This is a genomic window from Gracilibacillus suaedae, assembly GCF_017599345.1.
Lineage (GTDB): Bacteria > Bacillota > Bacilli > Bacillales > Amphibacillaceae > Gracilibacillus > Gracilibacillus suaedae.
In genome coordinates, this window is the sequence record NZ_JAGFVL010000032.1 from 261,275 (window position 1) to 279,641 (window position 18,367).

At 38.6% G+C, this 18,367-nt stretch carries 19 protein-coding genes; 13 read left to right on the forward strand and 6 right to left on the reverse strand.

The window, feature by feature from the left end:
• Positions 1 to 10: 10 nt before the first annotated feature.
• From urtC to J5J03_RS09225, 10 genes are read left to right on the forward strand one after another with little or no spacing between them, the layout of a single operon-like run.
• Positions 11 to 1,093 carry an urea ABC transporter permease subunit UrtC gene (gene urtC, locus J5J03_RS09180; protein WP_018932876.1) on the forward strand — a complete coding sequence of 361 codons (1,083 nt, stop codon included), beginning with the start codon at positions 11 to 13 and terminating at the stop codon, positions 1,091 to 1,093.
• Entirely contained in the window at positions 1,053 to 1,817 is a 765-nt protein-coding gene (gene urtD / locus J5J03_RS09185) for an urea ABC transporter ATP-binding protein UrtD (RefSeq protein ID WP_208588894.1), read from the forward strand. Before urtC ends, urtD begins: the two co-directional genes overlap by 41 nt.
• Positions 1,804 to 2,493 carry an urea ABC transporter ATP-binding subunit UrtE gene (urtE, locus tag J5J03_RS09190; RefSeq protein ID WP_208588898.1) on the forward strand — a complete coding sequence of 230 codons (690 nt, stop codon included), beginning with the start codon at positions 1,804 to 1,806 and terminating at the stop codon, positions 2,491 to 2,493. Before urtD ends, urtE begins: the two co-directional genes overlap by 14 nt.
• A gap of 14 nt (positions 2,494 to 2,507) precedes the next feature.
• Positions 2,508 to 2,810: an urease subunit gamma gene (gene ureA / locus J5J03_RS09195; RefSeq protein WP_208588900.1), complete on the forward strand. Its 303-nt coding sequence runs from the start codon at positions 2,508 to 2,510 to the stop codon at positions 2,808 to 2,810.
• A 12-nt stretch (positions 2,811 to 2,822) separates the two neighbouring features.
• A complete protein-coding gene (locus J5J03_RS09200) occupies positions 2,823 to 3,173 on the forward strand; it encodes an urease subunit beta (protein ID WP_208588902.1) in 351 nt (116 codons plus the stop codon).
• Positions 3,174 to 3,187: 14 nt separating this feature from the next.
• Complete coding sequence (gene ureC / locus J5J03_RS09205) at positions 3,188 to 4,903, forward strand: urease subunit alpha (protein WP_231710656.1); 1,716 nt, start codon at positions 3,188 to 3,190, stop codon at positions 4,901 to 4,903.
• 11 nt (positions 4,904 to 4,914) lie between these two features.
• Positions 4,915 to 5,358 (forward strand): urease accessory protein UreE, encoded by a 444-nt coding sequence (locus J5J03_RS09210; RefSeq protein ID WP_208588903.1) that lies wholly within the window; start codon positions 4,915 to 4,917, stop codon positions 5,356 to 5,358.
• Positions 5,300 to 6,025 carry an urease accessory protein UreF gene (locus tag J5J03_RS09215; RefSeq protein WP_208588904.1) on the forward strand — a complete coding sequence of 242 codons (726 nt, stop codon included), beginning with the start codon at positions 5,300 to 5,302 and terminating at the stop codon, positions 6,023 to 6,025. Before J5J03_RS09210 ends, J5J03_RS09215 begins: the two co-directional genes overlap by 59 nt.
• A gap of 16 nt (positions 6,026 to 6,041) precedes the next feature.
• The gene (gene ureG, locus J5J03_RS09220) at positions 6,042 to 6,659 is read left to right on the forward strand and encodes an urease accessory protein UreG (protein ID WP_208588906.1); all 618 of its coding nucleotides are present in this window, start codon (positions 6,042 to 6,044) and stop codon (positions 6,657 to 6,659) included.
• On the forward strand, positions 6,660 to 7,433 hold the full coding sequence (locus J5J03_RS09225; protein WP_208588908.1) for an urease accessory protein UreD: 774 nt from the start codon (positions 6,660 to 6,662) through the stop codon (positions 7,431 to 7,433).
• Between the two features lie 425 nt (positions 7,434 to 7,858).
• Here the strand turns inward: J5J03_RS09225 and J5J03_RS09230 are convergent, their stop codons facing one another.
• Positions 7,859 to 8,314: a DUF2269 family protein gene (locus J5J03_RS09230; RefSeq protein ID WP_208588909.1), complete on the reverse strand. Its 456-nt coding sequence runs from the start codon at positions 8,312 to 8,314 to the stop codon at positions 7,859 to 7,861.
• Between the two features lie 431 nt (positions 8,315 to 8,745).
• A complete protein-coding gene (locus J5J03_RS09235) occupies positions 8,746 to 10,203 on the reverse strand; it encodes a Na+/H+ antiporter NhaC family protein (RefSeq protein ID WP_208588910.1) in 1,458 nt (485 codons plus the stop codon).
• Positions 10,204 to 10,544: 341 nt separating this feature from the next.
• On the opposite strand from J5J03_RS09235, the gene J5J03_RS09240 reads away from it, so the two are divergent.
• A complete protein-coding gene (locus J5J03_RS09240; RefSeq protein ID WP_208588911.1) occupies positions 10,545 to 11,549 on the forward strand; it encodes a permease in 1,005 nt (334 codons plus the stop codon).
• A 12-nt stretch (positions 11,550 to 11,561) separates the two neighbouring features.
• Complete coding sequence (locus tag J5J03_RS09245) at positions 11,562 to 12,509, forward strand: TIGR03943 family putative permease subunit (protein ID WP_208588912.1); 948 nt, start codon at positions 11,562 to 11,564, stop codon at positions 12,507 to 12,509.
• Positions 12,510 to 12,582: 73 nt separating this feature from the next.
• On the opposite strand, the gene J5J03_RS09250 is transcribed toward J5J03_RS09245, so the two are convergent.
• The 4 genes from J5J03_RS09250 to J5J03_RS09265 form a co-directional block, all read right to left on the reverse strand.
• Positions 12,583 to 13,014, reverse strand: a complete 432-nt coding sequence (locus tag J5J03_RS09250) for a small multi-drug export protein (protein ID WP_208588914.1) — start codon at positions 13,012 to 13,014, stop codon at positions 12,583 to 12,585.
• A gap of 58 nt (positions 13,015 to 13,072) precedes the next feature.
• Entirely contained in the window at positions 13,073 to 13,516 is a 444-nt protein-coding gene (locus J5J03_RS09255; RefSeq protein ID WP_208588916.1) for a flavodoxin domain-containing protein, read from the reverse strand.
• Between the two features lie 17 nt (positions 13,517 to 13,533).
• Positions 13,534 to 14,583 carry a ribonucleotide-diphosphate reductase subunit beta gene (locus J5J03_RS09260; protein WP_208588918.1) on the reverse strand — a complete coding sequence of 350 codons (1,050 nt, stop codon included), beginning with the start codon at positions 14,581 to 14,583 and terminating at the stop codon, positions 13,534 to 13,536.
• Between the two features lie 138 nt (positions 14,584 to 14,721).
• The gene (locus tag J5J03_RS09265) at positions 14,722 to 17,010 is read right to left on the reverse strand and encodes a ribonucleoside-diphosphate reductase subunit alpha (RefSeq protein WP_208588920.1); all 2,289 of its coding nucleotides are present in this window, start codon (positions 17,008 to 17,010) and stop codon (positions 14,722 to 14,724) included.
• 395 nt (positions 17,011 to 17,405) lie between these two features.
• Between J5J03_RS09265 and csaA the strand changes: the two genes are divergently transcribed.
• Positions 17,406 to 17,735, forward strand: coding sequence for a chaperone CsaA (gene csaA / locus J5J03_RS09270; RefSeq protein WP_208588938.1), 330 nt, complete (start codon positions 17,406 to 17,408; stop codon positions 17,733 to 17,735).
• Positions 17,736 to 18,367: the final 632 nt, after the last annotated feature.

Genomic DNA, 18,367 nt, shown 5'->3' on the forward strand with positions numbered 1-18,367 from the left:
GCGTTGAATCATGCAAAATACGATTTATCAAAAAATATGGAGTCAGAGAGTCATTTTAAATTTGATTTTTCTGTTGTTATTAGCAGCTCCCCTTTTTCTATCAGACTTTCGCTTGAATTTGCTTGGTAAGTTTTTAGCATTTGCTATTTTGGCAATTGGTTTAGATTTATTGTGGGGTTACACAGGTGTTTTAAGCTTGGGCCACGGGATTTTCTTTGGTTTAGGTGCCTACTGTATGGCGATGTATTTAAAGCTGGAAGCAACAGGAGGAGGATTACCGGATTTTATGGCTTGGAGCGGTATGAGTGAATTGCCACTGATATGGATTCCGTTTCAATATCCGATCGTCGCTATTATACTCGGTATTTTATTACCAGCCATCATTGCCTTTATGCTCGGTTACTTAACATTCCGAAATCGGATTAGTGGTGTTTATTTTACGATATTATCTCAAGCGCTTGTCTTAGTGGTAGTTACGTTATTCGTCGGGAGTCAAAATTTGACTGGTGGTTCTAGCGGATTGACCAATTTCAATACGTTTTTTGGTTTCTCTGTTAATTCAGCTACTACTCAGACAGCTTTTTATATAATTACTGTAATCGTATTAGGTCTTGTCTTTTTTCTTTCACGTAAGCTTGTGAAAGGACGATTTGGGAAAATACTAGTCGGAATCCGTGATGGTGAGAACCGGATGAGATTTCTAGGTTATAGTCCATCTGCATATAAAACGTTTATTTACACTTTGTCAGCAGCAATAGCAGGTCTTGCCGGTATGTTATTCGTACTACAAGTTGGGATTATTTCACCGACGATGATCGGTATTATCCCATCTATTGAGATGGTGCTTTGGGTTGCCTTAGGTGGACGTGGGACATTAATAGGTCCAGTGATTGGTGCAGTACTTGTCAATGCAGCCAAAACAGGCTTCAGTGAATCTTACCCAGATATTTGGACATATTTTCTAGGTTTATTATTCGTACTTGTTGTTGTGTTCTTACCGAAAGGCATAACCGGTTTATTTGAAAAATGGAACGATCGGAGGAAAAAACAAGATGTCTCAAGCAGTGTTGAAGTTGAAAAAAGTTATAGTTGACTTTAGTGGGTTTAAAGCTATTAATCAATTAGATTTTACTGTAAAACCTAATTCGGTTCATTTTGTAATTGGACCGAATGGTGCTGGAAAAACAACGTTGCTTGATGTGGTTTGTGGTAAAACAAAAGCAACGAATGGTGAAATAAAATTACAAGGTACAACGGAAATATCCAAGTTATCGGAGGATCAGATTGTTCATCAGGGGATCTCAAGAAAATTCCAAGCTCCTTCGATTTTTCAAAATTTATCCGTGATAGATAACTTGGAAATTGCGATGAAGCAGAAAAAAAAATTATTTTCGATGATCACGGCAAAATGGACAAATGAACAAAAAAAGAAGGTCAGTGAAATGCTTGAGTTAGTCGGTTTAAAAGAAGTGCAGGATCAGTCAGCTGGCTCTCTTGCACATGGGCAGAAGCAATGGCTGGAAATTGCCATGGTCTTAATGCAGGAACCTGATATTGTTTTATTAGATGAACCAATTGCAGGCATGTCGAAGAAAGAGCGTAACAAAACAGGTGAATTAATAACTAAAATAGCGAAAGATCGAGCGGTACTAATTGTCGAACATGATATGGACTTTGTGAAGGAATATGCAGATATTGTCTCCGTGATGCATGAAGGTCAATTACTTTTTGAAGGAAGTATGGAGGAAGTACAAAATGACCCGACAGTAAGAGAAGTATATTTAGGTAGAAAGGTTGAGGAGCATGTTGTCAGTTAAGGAACTGGAAGCTGGTTATGAGGAAAGTATGGTCATTCGTGAGATTGATATGGAAGTGAAGGAAAACCAGGTGATCTGTGTGATGGGCAGAAATGGAGTAGGGAAATCCACACTATTGAAGACGATCATTGGTATATTACATCCGAAGAAAGGATCGATCCATTATCAATTTGAAGACATTACTAAAGCTCGTTCTTCCTCACGGGCCCAGAAAGGAATTAGCTATGTCCCGCAAGGAAGAGAAATTTTCCCGAAGCTGACAGTCTATGAAAATCTGCAAATCGGACTGGAAGCAGGTAAGCAAAAAACAATAGATGAGAAAATCTATGATTATTTTCCGATTCTAAAAGATTTTGCTAAGCGAAATGGTGGTGATTTAAGTGGTGGTCAGCAGCAGCAATTGGCTATCGCACGTGCATTAGTATCGCATCCATCGTTTTTGTTACTGGATGAGCCGACAGAAGGGATTCAACCGAATATTGTTCAGGAGATTCAAGATGTAATTGTCGATATAAAAAATACATCTGCTACATCAATGATTTTGGTAGAGCAAAATTTAGATTTTGTTAAAAGTGTTGCCGATTATTTATATGTGATTGATCACGGTTCGGTAGTCTATGAGAATCCAATAGATCAAGTAGAAGATGACGAGGTATATCGTTATTTAAGTGTTTAAATGGAGGGGTTGGCATGAAGTTATCACCTGTTGAGCAGGAGAAATTGCTACTTTTTTTAGCTGGTCAACTGGCAGAAAAAAGAAGGAAGAAAGGCTTGAAATTAAATTATCCAGAAGCAACTGCATTGATCAGCAGTTACTTATTAGAAGGTGCTCGTGAAGGGAAAACCGTTGCCCAGCTGATGCAGGAAGGTAAGAAAATACTTACTGCAGATGATGTGATGGAAGGTGTGCCGGAAATGATTGAAAGTGTGCAAATCGAAGCGACTTTTCCAGATGGAACGAAGCTTGTTACGGTCCATCAGCCGATTACGTAAGGAGGATTCCCGATGATTCCTGGTGAGATCAAACTAGCTAAACAAGAGATTGAAATTAATAAAGGTAGAAAGACGAAAACGATAAAAGTTGCCAATAAAGGTGACAGGCCCATTCAAGTTGGATCACACTACCATTTTCCCGAAGTAAACCGTGAGCTTGATTTCGATCGTTCCACTGCCATTGGGATGCGCTTGAATGTTCCAGCAGGTACGGCAGTCCGCTTTGAACCAGGCGAAGAAAAAGAAGTCGAGCTAGTGGAAATAGCAGGTAATAAACATGTTTACGGTCTTAATAACCTGACAAACGGTAGTGTATCAGCAATGGAAGAAATCATCGAAACAATGAAGCAAAAAGGGTTTTAGAAAGGAGAATATTGATGAAACTTTCACGACAGCAATACGCTGCTCTATACGGACCGACAACAGGTGATCAAATTCGTTTGGCTGATACCGATTTATGGATTGAAATCGAGAAAGATTACACGACATATGGAGATGAGAGTGTATTTGGTGGCGGCAAGGTACTGCGTGATGGCATGGGACAAAGCAGTACTAGAACACGTGCTGACAATGTCCTTGACTTAATTTTAACCAATGCATTGATTCTTGATTATACCGGTATTGTGAAAGCAGATATTGGAATTAAGGACGGAAGAATTGTGGCGATTGGCAAAGGTGGAAATCCAGATGTAATGGAGGGGGTTACCGAAAATATGATTGTCGGTGCCTCAACAGAAGTGATTGCCTGTGAAGGAAAAATCGTGACTGCTGGTGCAATTGATGCACATATCCATTTTATAAGTCCACAGCAGATTGAAGTGGCTTTAGCAGCAGGTTTCACAACGATGCTAGGTGGTGGGACCGGACCTGCAACAGGTACTAATGCAACAACTTGTACACCAGGTGAGTGGAATATCCACCGCATGTTGGAGGCTGCAGAAGAGTATCCAATTAACTTAGGCTTTTTAGGAAAAGGAAATGCTTCTTCACCAGACCCACAACGAGAGCAAATAATAGCTGGTGCCATCGGTCTGAAATTACATGAGGACTGGGGAACAACACCGGCAGTGATCAGTCAATGTCTCAGTGTGGCAGATGAATTGGATGTGCAAGTTGCTATCCACACAGATACGTTGAATGAAGCAGGTTTTCTAGAAGATACTGTTAAAGCAATTGGTGACCGTGTGATTCATACTTATCACACAGAAGGTGCTGGTGGTGGACATGCACCAGATATTATGAAGATAGCTTCGTTACCGAATGTACTGCCGTCATCGACCAATCCGACGAGACCGTATACGGTTAATACCATAGATGAGCATCTCGATATGCTAATGGTTTGTCATCATTTAGATCATAACGTACCAGAAGATGTTGCATTTGCTGATTCACGAATACGACCAGAAACGATTGCAGCGGAAGATATTTTACACGATCTAGGTGTGATTAGTATGATTTCTTCTGATTCGCAGGCGATGGGACGTGTCGGTGAAAGTATTACTCGGACATGGCAGACAGCAGATAAAATGAAAAAGCAGCAAGGCTTTTTACAGGAAGATCTACAAGCAGAAAATGATAACACGCGTGCTAAACGTTATGTGGCCAAGTATACGATTAATCCGGCGATCACCCATGGAATGAGTGATGAGATAGGTTCAATTGAAGTTGGCAAGCTCGCAGATATCTCGATTTGGGATCCGAAATTTTTCGGGACCAAACCGGAAACTGTTGTAAAAGGTGGTATGATCGCGTATGCACAAATGGGTGATCCGAATGCATCAATTCCAACACCACAACCGGTAATGATGCGCCCGATGTTCGGGGCACTAGGAAAAGCAAAATATCAAACCGCTATTACTTTTGTTTCTCAAGGAGCATTTGAGGCAAAGGTTCATGAAAAACTAGGTTTACAGAAACTTGTTCGTGCTGTGAAAAACTGCCGAAATATTGGGAAAAAGGATCTGCCATTGAATGAGGCAACGCCAGAAATTGATGTAGATCCAGAAACATATGAAGTAAAACTTGATGGTGAAATAATTACATGTGAACCTTTTGAAGAGGTAGCAATGGCCCAACGTTATTATTTATTCTAGGAGGATGGAAGATGTTAACGAAAGAAGTAATCACGAATATTGAGGAAAAGCCAAAAGAGCATCCAAATCGTGAGTGGATTGAATTGGATTGGGATGAATTAAATAAACGAATTATTAGAAAAACGACAGATAAAGGTACAGATGTTGCTATCGCTTTAGAAGAGAAAGAACCACTAAAAGTAGGAGATGTCGTATATGAAGATGAGCAAAAACAGATTGTGATCCGTACCAAGAAAGAAAATGTCTATGTTGTTTACCCCAAAAATATCGTGCAAATGGGGAAAGCTGCATTTGAACTAGGGAACCGTCATACACCTTGTCTTATTTCAGAATCAGAAATTGTTGTACGCTATGATGAGACGCTGGAACGTTTATTTGATGAAGTAGGTGTGAAGTATGAAAAGACAGAAAGAAGATTCACAGAACCATTTAAGTACAGAGGGCATCAACACTAAATTCCTCTATCTAATGCATATTCATGATTCTGCATTTCCGATTGGTACCTATACACATTCTTTTGGTATGGAAACCTTTATTCAAGAAGAGTTAATCAGAACCAAAGATGATTTATTTCACTTTTTACAAGTCTATCTTCGTGAAAATGTTGCTTATACGGATGGTATTTTTGTCAAGGAATCTTATCAAGAAGAGGATCTGGCAGCATTAATTCGATTAGAGAAAATATGTGATGCAAGCAAAAATGCAGAAGAGACTCGAGAAGCAAGTAGTATGATTGGTAAACAATTTGTTAAAGCAGTATTACCTGTTAGTGACACACCTTCATTGGAGAAGTGGAACAAGCTGGTACAGGATAAAAAGGTGATCGCTCACTTTCCAATTGTATACAGTCTTTACGCGAAAGATTTAGTATTTGATCTATATACAACAGTGCTTACCTTTTTATATTCGTCAACGGTCGGACTTGTCCATAATGCAGTCCGCGCGATTCCGCTCGGTCAAAAGGCAGGGATCGAAGTGATTCACCGCTTAATTCCTGAGATGGAAAAAGCAACGTTGAACGTGTTGGATCGTGACTTGTCTGATCTGTCCAATCATGCTGTCGGCTTGGAACTGGCATCGATGCAGCATAAATATTTAAGATCGCGATTGTTTATTTCATAAGAAAGGAGAATGTTCGATGAAACCAGTAATAGTAGGGGTAGGAGGCCCGGTTGGTTCAGGGAAAACATCACTCGTAGAAAAATTAACGAAAGAAATGGTCAATCAATATAGTGTCGCAGTTATTACCAATGACATCTATACGAAAGAAGATGCTCAGTTTTTGATCAAACAAGGGATTTTATCTGAAGATCGCATAATTGGTGTTGAAACGGGAGGGTGCCCACATACCGCCATTCGTGAGGATGCATCAATGAATTTTGAAGCAATCGATGAATTAAAACATCGCTTTGCTGATCTAGATATTATCTTACTAGAAAGTGGCGGCGATAATTTATCTGCAACATTCAGCCCTGAACTAGTAGACGGCTATATTTACGTAATCGATGTGGCAGAAGGTGGCGATATTCCGAGAAAAGGTGGCCCAGGTGTAACTAGATCAGATCTTTTACTTGTTAATAAAATTGATCTAGCGCCATATGTGGAAGTAGATCTCGAAAAAATGAAAGTTGATGCAAAGGAAGCACGTAAAGAGCGTCCGTTTGTTTTTACTAATGTCAAAAAAGGTGAAGGTATTCCTGAGGTAATTCAATGGATTCAACATGCTATGTTATTAGAAGGAAGCGAAGTATCATAAATGGATGGGAAACTCGATCTTCATTTTGCGTTACGCAACCAAAAAACGATCATGAAGGACGTATATTATCAACCGCCACTAAAAGCAAGCAGAGGCTTATATGTCGATAATCCAGATGATATCACGGTTTATTTAATGGAATCATCTGGAGGACTTGTGGCAGGAGATACGAATGCATATCGTATCCGGTTAGATGAAGGTACGAATGTAACACTGCATCCTCAGGCTGCAACAAAAGTATACCCGGCCTATAATGGTAAAGCGAGCAAACAAGAAGTGCACATCGAGCTCGCGGAACAAGCGTGCTTGACTTGGAAGAGAGAAGAGGTTATTCCTTTTGCTGAAAGTGAATTCCACAGTCATACAACAGTAAAGATGAAAAATGGAAGTAGCTTTTACTGGGAAGAAATTTTATATCCAGGACGGGAAAAACGTGGGGAACGGTTCACGTTTGATACTTGCCACACGCAACTGGAAGTGTGGATGGAGGAAGATTGTCTTGTGTATGATGGTTTGCGTTTTAAGCCTAGCGTTCAGGATGTGAAGCAATTTGGGGTAATGGGAGATTATCATTATATAGCAAGTGTATGGATAATTGATAGAGAAATAGAATTAAATGAAGAAAAATGGAATCACTCTTCAACGGATCATCAGGTAAGCATTAGCAGGTTGCGTGATTACGGCTATTTAGTACGTTTTTTATCGAATGACTTACCACGAGTAAAAAAAGAAATGGATCAATTGGGAAACAAAGAGGCTGGAACAAAAGAGTAATTAGATAGGAAAAATCCGAACATTAAAGTCTGAGTACACGTATCGCTTCGGCAAAATACTTCGCTTTCCGTGGGCGATCTTTAGCTAACGGTGTGGATCTTCGGCTCGTGCTCATCATGAGGAGTCTACGTATTTTACCTGCGCTTTGTTCAGGTTGTTCGGATTCTTGTTCTACCTATTTAGTTATGTCCCCGCCTTTTGCTTTTGGTACTGTAATAATCAACAAATCTGAGTAGATCGTAGGAAGATTTGTTGATTAAACTAAGATAATAGACAAATCTCCATAGGTCAAGGAAAGATTTGTTGAACAAACCGAGATAAACAACAAATCTTCACAAGATGGGTAAAGATTTGTCATAAAAGCTTGGAAAAATATGATTTACAAGTGCTCAAAGGTCATTGAAGGAGAACTTGCGACTTTCTTTCTAGAAAGGTTTTGTTATCATCAATAAGATAATGATTAAAAGCAAAGTATTTTCTATGTATTCCACGCGCAACAGTTTCTGGAGATTCTCATGATAGGCTGAAGGAACGTTTTCAAGGTTTGGGTCCGCAATTAGTTCTTTAATTGGAGTCGAAAACTTTTTGAGCAATGTTGGTCCCAATGAAAGTGCTGCAAAGTAGAGAATCATACTGGCAAGGTACCAGCCTTGTTGAAAAAGTACAGGCTTCAACACGCCCATCAACAGCCCGGTTATTAATACAAGTATGCCACCAATCATCACAAAAATATGCACCTTCGCTTTTAATGCAAATGCATGTCTGATTTCGATTAGGCTGTTAGCAGACTTTACGATCGTTGTCAGCACAAAGCCAGGCCCAATTCCCACAATTGCAGAAAAAATATGGATTACAACAAGTATTGTATAAATGGAGTTCATGAAATCACCTACTTTCCTTCATTATAAAACAATCATAACGAAAAGTAATTGACAAAATGATGAATTATAAGAAAAACTGGCAACCCCCGCCGTCCTTTATTAAATGCTAATTGGATTTCGATTACTTTGATATTAATGATGAAATACGTGAACAGCTTGACTACCGCTTCGGCTGCCCACTTCCCTTTCCGTGGGGTTTGCCCATCAGCTAACTTTTTCGAGCAAAAACCGCTCGAAAAAGTGGATCTTCAGGTCAAACAATTCCCACAGGAGTGAAAGTGGGCGGCCTTTGCTAAGGTCTGCTCTACAATTCTAGCATGAAGTAACATAGCTGCTTTTATACTTTCTTGTCTGATAAAAAAGACTTGGCAATTATTCATGCCAAGCCTTTCAACTGTTGCTATCTCGCCGACCTTCTCGCGAACTATTAATTATTTAGGTGGTTCTGTTAACTCTTCGCCATTTTTACCTTGATAACGTAATCCCCATCCTGTTAATGCTGCTACTAGCATAACAATCACTAAGAACCAGCCTTGAAAAACAAATGGGAAAACTGCAGTCGGTGAAACAATTGGTAGCCATTCGTACGTTTCTTGCATCATAGTGATCGTGGACCAACCGAGCAATACTGGTGCTCCCCAAGGGAAAATATAACCTAAGGCAGAAGTGATAGCATCCAGCATATTCGCCCGGCGGTAGCTGTGAATCTGATATTTTTCACCGATTTCACGAACAAAAGGTGCCGCTGCAATCTCGGCTGCAGTATTAATTGTAATTGCGCTGTTTAACAAAGCAACGATCGCCCACATAGAAATCTCCGCACGTCGAACAGAATTCTTAATCCATTTAACAAGTGTAGAGGTAATCACCTGCATGGTACCTCCTAATCGTAATAAATGTGCGGCAGCTACAATTAATAAAATCAAGATTGCCATATTGATATAACCGGTAATCCCGTTAATAAGTGCACCTTCTACGATATTATCTGAATCAGGATTGAAGCTAATTACATCACTGAACGAGCCTACAGGAAATACTACCAGCATAATGACTGCAACTAAAATCCCCCATGTTAAAGAGGTAATAATATGATGTCCTGATATAGCTAAAAATAATACAACAGCAAATGGTATTAGCATTAGTAATCCTTTAGGATTTGTGGTACCCTCAATGCTAGCCTGGTTTTCAATTGAGCCACCACCTCCAAAAATAATAAAGATGATCAATGTAGGAATAGCGGCAGCAATTGCGTATTTAAAACGACTTTTGACAACACCTGGTACATCGGCATCTTGTGTTGTAGCCGATACAATCGTTGTATCTGACACAGGTGCAAGGTTATCCCCGAATACCGCTCCAGCAAGAATCGCTGCAAATAAAATGGTCGGATCTGCCCCTGTTGCAACACCGGCAGGGAACATTAACGTACAAAAAGCAACCGTCGTACCATAACCTGTACCAACAGCTGTCGAGAATGTGGCAGCCAATATAAAGGTCAATCCAACGAAAAGACCTCCCGTAAACCCGGTAATCATACCGATCCAGACGAGACCTTCGACCAATCCTCCCACTTGTAATACTTGCGCAAACATTCCGGCATAGAACCATGCAACCATTGCTACTACACCAATTGGTTGAGCGAGACCATCAAACAATCCTTGCGCATAATCCGCCCATTTACTTTTACAGAAAAATAATCCTAAGGTAATTCCGATAATTGCCCCTAGTACAAGGCCAATTTCAGAAGATAACTGTAATACACTAGTGGTGATCGCCCATATTACGAAAAATAATAGCGGAACAGCTGCGCCAAATGCACCTAAGCGAAAATTTAATTGGTTAATAGTTGAATTCCCTGTCGCACGTGATAATTCACTATCTTGCTCCATAGAGATTTCCTCCTTTTCTTTTATAGTGAGCCATCTTACAGGGGGACTATTCTTCCCTGGCTAGGCCCGTGGAAACTTATCATGATATTAACGTCCGTTTAACCCCGTTGTTCTTCTTTGAAATAGGTTTTACGACAGTTAGCAGTGTGTGATAAAAAACCTTTTAACATTGTATCATATTTATATGGCGAATAAGTAAGATTTTTTCCTAGGTTATCGCAGTCGTTGTGGCACCTTTGTGTGATCGAAATGATTACGATTTATTTTAACGAATTGATTCTAGAATTCTATTTTTTACATAGATATAAAATAGTAGATGAAGACAAAAAAAGGAGAATATTATGAAAAAAAGTATACCTTCCATGATTATTGATTCTGCTATTTTATTGTTATTTATGATGGTCATATATGTATCTGGCTTTAGTGATACCCTCTCGTTTATGGAGTTACCAGATTCTTTTTATCATCTGAATACCATTTTTTTAAGTATTTTAATAGAAGCATTACCGTTTGTTTTAATAGGTGTGACTATCGCAGGAATTATTCAAATATTTATTACAGAAGATCAGTTAAAAAAATGGATTCCTAAAAATAAATATGCCGCTGTCTTTATGAGTTGCGTTGTTGGTGGTCTTTTTCCTGCTTGTGAATGTGGGATTGTTCCGATTGTTAGAAGACTGATTACAAAGGGTGTACCGATTTATGCAGGGATAGGATTTTTATTAACAGGACCTTTAATTAATCCAATCGTGATCTTCTCTACATATATGGCGTTCGGAAATGATTGGCAAATCGCGCTCTTACGGATGGGATTAGGTTTCCTTATTGCACTCGTTATTGGTACTATCATTAGCTTTCTATTTCAAAGTAATCAGTTGAAAACACGTGCAACCACAGTATCCAGTTGTCAAGCAGACGCTGATAGTGGTAGCCAATCCTTCCTAGAAAAGGTGGGCAAAACGTTAATACATGCGGTGGACGAATTCTTTGATATGGGGAAATATTTAATTATTGGTGCTTTTTTAGCTTCATTTGTACAAGTATATGTTTCTACTAATTTGTTAGTCAGTATAGGGGAGGGCCATGTTGCATCACTTGTCGTCATGATGGGATTAGCTTATTTACTGTCATTATGCTCTGAGGCAGATGCTTTTATCGGTGCATCGTTCACCAATATATTCCCGCAAGCATCTATTTTAGGTTTTCTCATATATGGACCGATGATAGATTTAAAAAATACATTTATGATGCTAAGTGTGTTTAAGACTAGGTTTGTGTTGATTTTTGTTGCTATTGTAACAGTCACGGTTTTCATTATGATCAGCCTGTTGCAAGGATTTATGTAAGGAGGCAGCACCATGAAATTAAATGGACAACAACTATTACGCGCTACGATTCTTTTATTTTTCACCATTTTTATTTTTCGATTACACGTTACCGGTGATATCTTAAAGTTGATTAATCCGAAATATGAAACCTTCAGTCAAATTGGGGCATCACTATTTCTCTTGTTATTTCTAGTTCAAATGCATCGAGTGTTTACATTCGGAGCAAAAGCAGAACATCCTCCTCATGATCATGAAGAATGTCATGGCCACCATCATGATCATGGAGATCAGCCAATGAATCTAAAAAAAGTTGTTAGTTATCTAGTTATTGCTTTTCCGATTGTAACAGGTATGTTATTACCACTATCGAGCTTAGATGCATCGATTGCAAAAAATAAAGGTTCAACACTGTCGATTACAAGTCAATCACAACAAGAGGAATCATCACGAGATGAACTCGCTGATACACCTCCTCCAGGTGAAGTTCCTCCTGGGACAGGCCAACCGGCAGGTGATGATAATCCGATAGATCCGAATATCTATAAAAATAAGATTTCAAAGACCGAATATGATCAGTTGCGTGCTGATATTTTGCAACAGACACATATAGAAATGGGTGAAACGCTCTTTTCAACGTATTATCAAGAAATAATGTCGAATCCCGATCAATTGCAAGGGACAAAGGTGAGCTTATCAGGATTTGTGTATCGAGAAGAAGGTTTTTCAGCACAGCAATTAGTAATCGGTCGCTTTTTGATTACACATTGTGTGGCAGATGCTGGATTAATAGGTTTCTTAACCGAATATGATCAGGCAGTAAACTTCGAAGATAATACGTGGTTAAACGTAACGGGGACGATTCAATTAACAAATTATCAAGGTTCCCAAATACCGATTATCGAAGTAACTGAGGTAGAAACAATTGGTGAACCTGACCAGCCTTATGTATATCCTGTAAATATTGAGGTTGTTGAGTAGAGAAGAAAAAAGTGCGGTCAGTGATGGTAGGACACTGACCACATTCTTTATTAGAAGTAACCTTTCATTTGTTTTAATTGGTGAAAAAGTCAAATCCTAAAGCGGTTAATACTCCAATTGCTAATGACCATGCTCCAATGCTGAAGGAAGACCATACGAAGGTTGAACGTTTGGTTGCACCAAGTGTCATGCCGATAAAGGCAGCAATATGAGAGCCAATTAAGATAGGTCCAAGCAACACCATGCCAGGCAGGCCGTATCTATTCCAAAGAGTGCGTGCTCTATCCTGCCGCTTGGATTCTTTCTTTTTATTCCTTTTTGCCAGCCACAGTTTGAATTTATCGTATCCGATAATTAAGGCTAATATCGTTGCCATATTTCCGATGAATGCAGCTAATATAACGAGAATGGGGTTTAACCCTGATAAAATCCCAAGAGGAATAACAATTGCTATCTCAAACCAGGGAACTGCAGCGCCTAAAAAGATTAGTAGATATTCCAACACTATGCCATTCTCCTTTCATTAAAAAAGTTGATGTCTCTTACAACATCAACCTTTCAAGCTATGAAACTACAGCTAATTCACTTGCTAATCGATCACAAAATTTCTCGCATTTATGAAGATCTTCGTCTTGCGGCGTTAATTCTACCTTTAAAGTAACGGCAAGATTAGTGTGAACGTAAAGCATATCTCTAAACATGTCAACCGCTCCACAATAATAAGGATAGAAACTATCTCCTGTTCCAAATACACCAGTAGTAAGATGGTTTACCTCTTCCTCTTCAAATGCTTCAAAAACTTCTTCCATTTCGATCGGCAGATCGCCATTATCCCATGAGTAGGTTCCAACTGTGACGATATCATAGTTGTGTAGTAGTTGTGGATGAAATTCATCAACAGGGATTAAGTCTGCTTCGATATGATGGTTGTTCAGTTTTTCGCAAATGATTTCTGCTAGGGTAGAAGTATTACCAGTTACAGAAGTATAAATAATCGCAGCTTTCATCTTGAAAAGCCTCCTTATTAAAGTTCGTCAAAGCCGTTAGATGATGATACTTTCGTATAGGTACGAGATTTTTGCTCGAAAAAGTCTGATTTGGTTTCGTTCATCATTTCATCACTGAAGACATGAATCCATTCCATAGGATTGTCACGTTCCGGATAATAGTTGTCCAAGCCGATTTGACGGAAACGTTTGTTAGCTAAATACTCGACGTAGCCATGGAATTCATCAAGGTCAATACCTTCAATATCTTTCAAAATGTAATCCGCCCATTCTTTTTCTAGTTGTACGGCCTTATCAACTGTTTGATAGACATATTGAATATTCTCTTCGGTATTAAGCTCTGGATTTTCCGTAAGCAGAATCCGGACGAATTGTGAAACGAAATAGGCGTGTTGCATTTCATCACGTTGGATATAGCTGATCATCGTACTTGTTTTTAACATTTTTTGCTGACGTGCCAAATGATAGAAGAAGGCGAACCCTGCATAAAAGTAGATACCTTCTAAATTAATAGAGTTAATCGCTAATTCAAATAAACGTTGTGGTGTCGGATTTTCACGGAACGCTTCATAGCTATCAAGAATTAACTGGTTTCGTTTACGGACAATTGGATCTTCTTTAGCCTGATCAAAGCGCTCATTTTGTTCACGTAAAGGTACAAGAGAACTTAGAATGTAAGAATAGGACTCATTGTGTACGGCTTCCTGCTGTGAAATAACAGCGAAAATTGCTTTGAAGCTAGAATCTGTTACGTAGTCCATCACATGTGTCATTGTTGGTGTTTGTAAGCTATCTAAGGATGCAAGCTGTGTATTAATACGTAAGAAAACATCTTTTTCCGTTTCGGATAAGTTATCCCATTGTTTGATGTCGTCTTGCATATTGATTTCTTGGGCTTTCCAAAAATTAGCTAATAATGTTTGATATAAATCATACATTTGAGGATAAGCGATGTCGTTCCAGTTTAATAGTCCGGAAGACTCGCCGTTAATAATACCAGTTGCTTTATTCGGATAAGTAGGATTTAAAAGTTTGATTTTAGTTAATGATTGATCGATTTGTGTCATTTCCGGTCCTCCCACATAGGATAAAAATATGGATAGTGAATGCCGTTACCGCACTTCTGCGGTCGGCATTCAATATATTATGAAGTATAAAATTTCCGCATTGGTTGTCTAGCACCGAGAGCCCTAAGCTTTTCTTATTTAACTATGGCATGCTTCACATTCTTCGATTTCTGTTTGGGAAGTACTGCGAACATAATAGGTTGTTTTCAGACGGTTTTCCCATGCTGCCATGTGTAAATTTAACAATTCTTTTGCTTTAATGTCATGACGTACATAGAAATTAAAGCTGATTGCTTGATCAATGTGACGTTGTCTTTTTGCGTTTTGCTTGATACTCCAAACTTGATCCAACTCGTGACGTGCACGACGGTAATAATTGTATGTGACATGATCTAAGTCTGGTGCTGTCACTTTAAATTTGAAGTTTTTCTTTTCTTCGGCAAATTCTACCGCATATAATGGGTCAATTCCATCTGTAGAGCCACCGATTTTTGCGGTAGAAGAGTTTGGTGCTACAGCCATTAACCAACCATTGCGAATACCGTTCGTTGCCACTTCTTCGCGTAAGCTGTTCCAGCGGTCTGAATGATAATCTCTTCTGTCAAAATAGACACCTGTTTCCCACTCGGATCCTTCAAATTCAGAGTAAGCACCTTTTTCCTTTGCTAACTCCATAGATGCTTTAATCGTGTAATAAGCAATATCTTCGTAAACTTTATCAGCAAACTCGACAGCTTCTTCTGATTCCCAATGGATGCTCTCTAATGCAAGCAAGTGGTGCCAGCCGAAAGTACCTAGACCGACAGCACGATATTTTTTGTTGGTAACTTGTGCTTGGCCGACTGTGATCGTATTAAGATCAATAACATTGTCTAACATACGAACTTGGATAGCAATTAAGCGATCTAAGACTTCTTCGCGAACCGCATTTGGTAAATTAATCGATGATAAGTTACATACTACAAAATCACCTGGTTTACGAACAATCACGATATTACCTTCTTCATCTTGATATTCTTTTGAGATTGTTGTTGGTGACATATTTTGAGCAATCTCCGTACATAAGTTACTGCAATAGATAGATGTTTTACCAACACCACGTTTATGTTTATTTGGATTTTGACGATTAACTTCATCACGGTAGAACATATACGGTGTACCAGTTTCTAACTGAGCGATCATAATACGTGCCATTACGTCCATCGCACGGTATGTTTTTCTAGGAAGTAAAGGATGATTCACGGCTTCCCAATATTTTTCGGTAAAGTATTTGTTGTCTTTTTCATCATAGAAATCCTCAAGACCAAGTGGATTACCATTTTTGTCCTTCCAGCCCATGATTTGTTTTACTTGATGTGGGCAGAATGTATGCCATTCGCCGATACTTTTACCTTGTGCATCTGTTTCTCTTAATTGTTCCATAAATAAATCCGGGATAGCTACACCTGTAAAGATATCGTGGGCTTTACGACGTTCATCACCATTATTTGTTTTTAAGTCTAAGAAACCGTTCATAATGTCTTTATGGAAAACATCCAGATAGATTGCCACAGCACCTTGTCGTTGACCTAATTGATCGACACTAACTGCTGTATCGTTCACTAAACGAATCCATGGCACAACACCAGATGAGTTTCCTTTAAATCTCTTAATATCTGAACCTAGTGCACGAACTTTACCGTAATAGATGCCGATTCCACCGCCATCTTTACTAAGACGGGCGATATCCCAGTTATTTAAATAAATGCCGTCTAATGAATCGTCTACAGTATCTATAAAACAAGAAGACAACTGGCCATAGCTTTTACCTGCATTGGATAAGGTAGGTGTTGCGACTGTCATATATAGGTTGCTTAATGCCCAATAAGCTTCCTTCACTAATTCAACACGTTTTTCAGGTGCTTCATTTTGCATTAATGTCATGGCAATAATCATAAATCGTTCTTGTGGCAGTTCATATAGATTACGATCATGATCTCTTGCTAAATAACGATCTGCTAATAGAAAAAGTCCAATGTAGTTGAAGAGTGAATCCTTTTCTGGATCAATTGCTTGTTGTAGCTGATTTATTTCATCTTTGCTATAATGAGTAAGGATGTCGGTACTATATATTCCTTTATCTGTTAGTAGTTGAATTAATTGATATAAATCTCCGTATTTTTGAGCAGGATCATACTCACGATTTTGTGCTGCTTCTTCATATAATTGTGTTAAATGGAAATGAGCCGCGACAAAAGTCCAATTAGGCTGATCCATCGAGATACGGTTTAATGAATAGAATAAAGCTTCTTGGGTTGAGCCTTTGTCGGATTTTGCAGATTCTTCGATACGTTTCTGTATATCTTTCGTATCTAATCCATACTTTTCTTCCGCTTCTTGTAGAGCTTTGGTGACTGATTGTTTGATAGATTTAACTTCTGTTGTCATGAAAAAAACCTCCAATTACATAATAAAAGCGCTCATGATGGAGCGATTAAAGACTGAATAATGTATGTAGTTTACTAAACTGAGAAAAATTAGGTTTTCACAGTATTGATGTCGCGAATACAATATATAGATGTTTTTGTCTTGTGAATCATCTATATATTGTATTTTATCTTAAAAGCGGATTTTTGACAACAATAAAATTTGTGTAAAAATCATTAAAATCTATTAAAACTATGATAAAAAAGTTGATATAGAGACTTCTACTATATCCGATTGGGACCTAAGTATCAAATTTTTAAACTACTGCTTTTGTCAAAAATAGTAAGAAAATGGTATGATAAAAATAATATCGAAAAATGACATAAAAAAGGACAATAATAACAGAGGTGATAACGATAGCTTCATTTGATGATTTTACAAAGTTAGATTTGCGAATTGGAACTGTAATCGAAGCAGAAGATTTTAAAGAAGCGAGAAAACCAGCGATTAAGTTAAAAATTGATTTTGGTGAGCTAGGTGTAAAACAGTCCTCAGCACAAATTACGAAAAGGTATAATCCGGACCAGTTAGTCGGGCGCCAAGTAGCGGCAGTAGTTAATTTTCCACCTTTACGAATTGCCGGCTTTAAATCAGAGGTGTTGGTATTAGGCGGAATACCAGGAACAGACGATGTGGTGTTGCTCAGACCTGATGAAACCGTGGAAAATGGTACGAAAATATCTTAATAAGGAAGGGGAGTAGGTGGAAATCAATAAGAAATTAAACTCTTATCAAACCCTATTTATGATATTTTTTGTGATAATCGTACTAGCAATATTCGAATTTGTAGTTCCCGATTTTCAGTTTAAGTCAGTTGTCTTCATTTTACTAAGTGGATTCTCAGCATGGCTAGGGGCCATGTTATCTCTTGTACTCTTTAAGGAACAGGTTAAGTGAACATAGAAAGGACTTCCAACACAATGAAATGTACCCTTTGTCAAGGACATTTTAGGTTTGCCGGTTTTTCTTATATGGAAAGAAAGTATATAATCCTTGGTATCAACGCATTTGTTATCAAAGTAGCCATTTTGAAATAAACCGTATAGGAAACCATCGCTGCGGCTGTCCACTTCCCTTTCCACGGGATTTTCGACTAAGCTAACTTTTCCAAGCAAAACCCGCTTGAAAAAGTGGATCTTAGTCGAAAATCATCCCGTAGGAGTGGAAGCGGACGGCCTTCGCTATGGAGCTATTCTACAATGTTAGTGACAGCTAACTTTTCGAGCTTTCTAAACATGTGTAATAAAACAAGTATGTTAGCGAATACATTCATTGTAAAGCATTACTTAGCGTAGGCGCCCACTTCGACTCCGGGGGG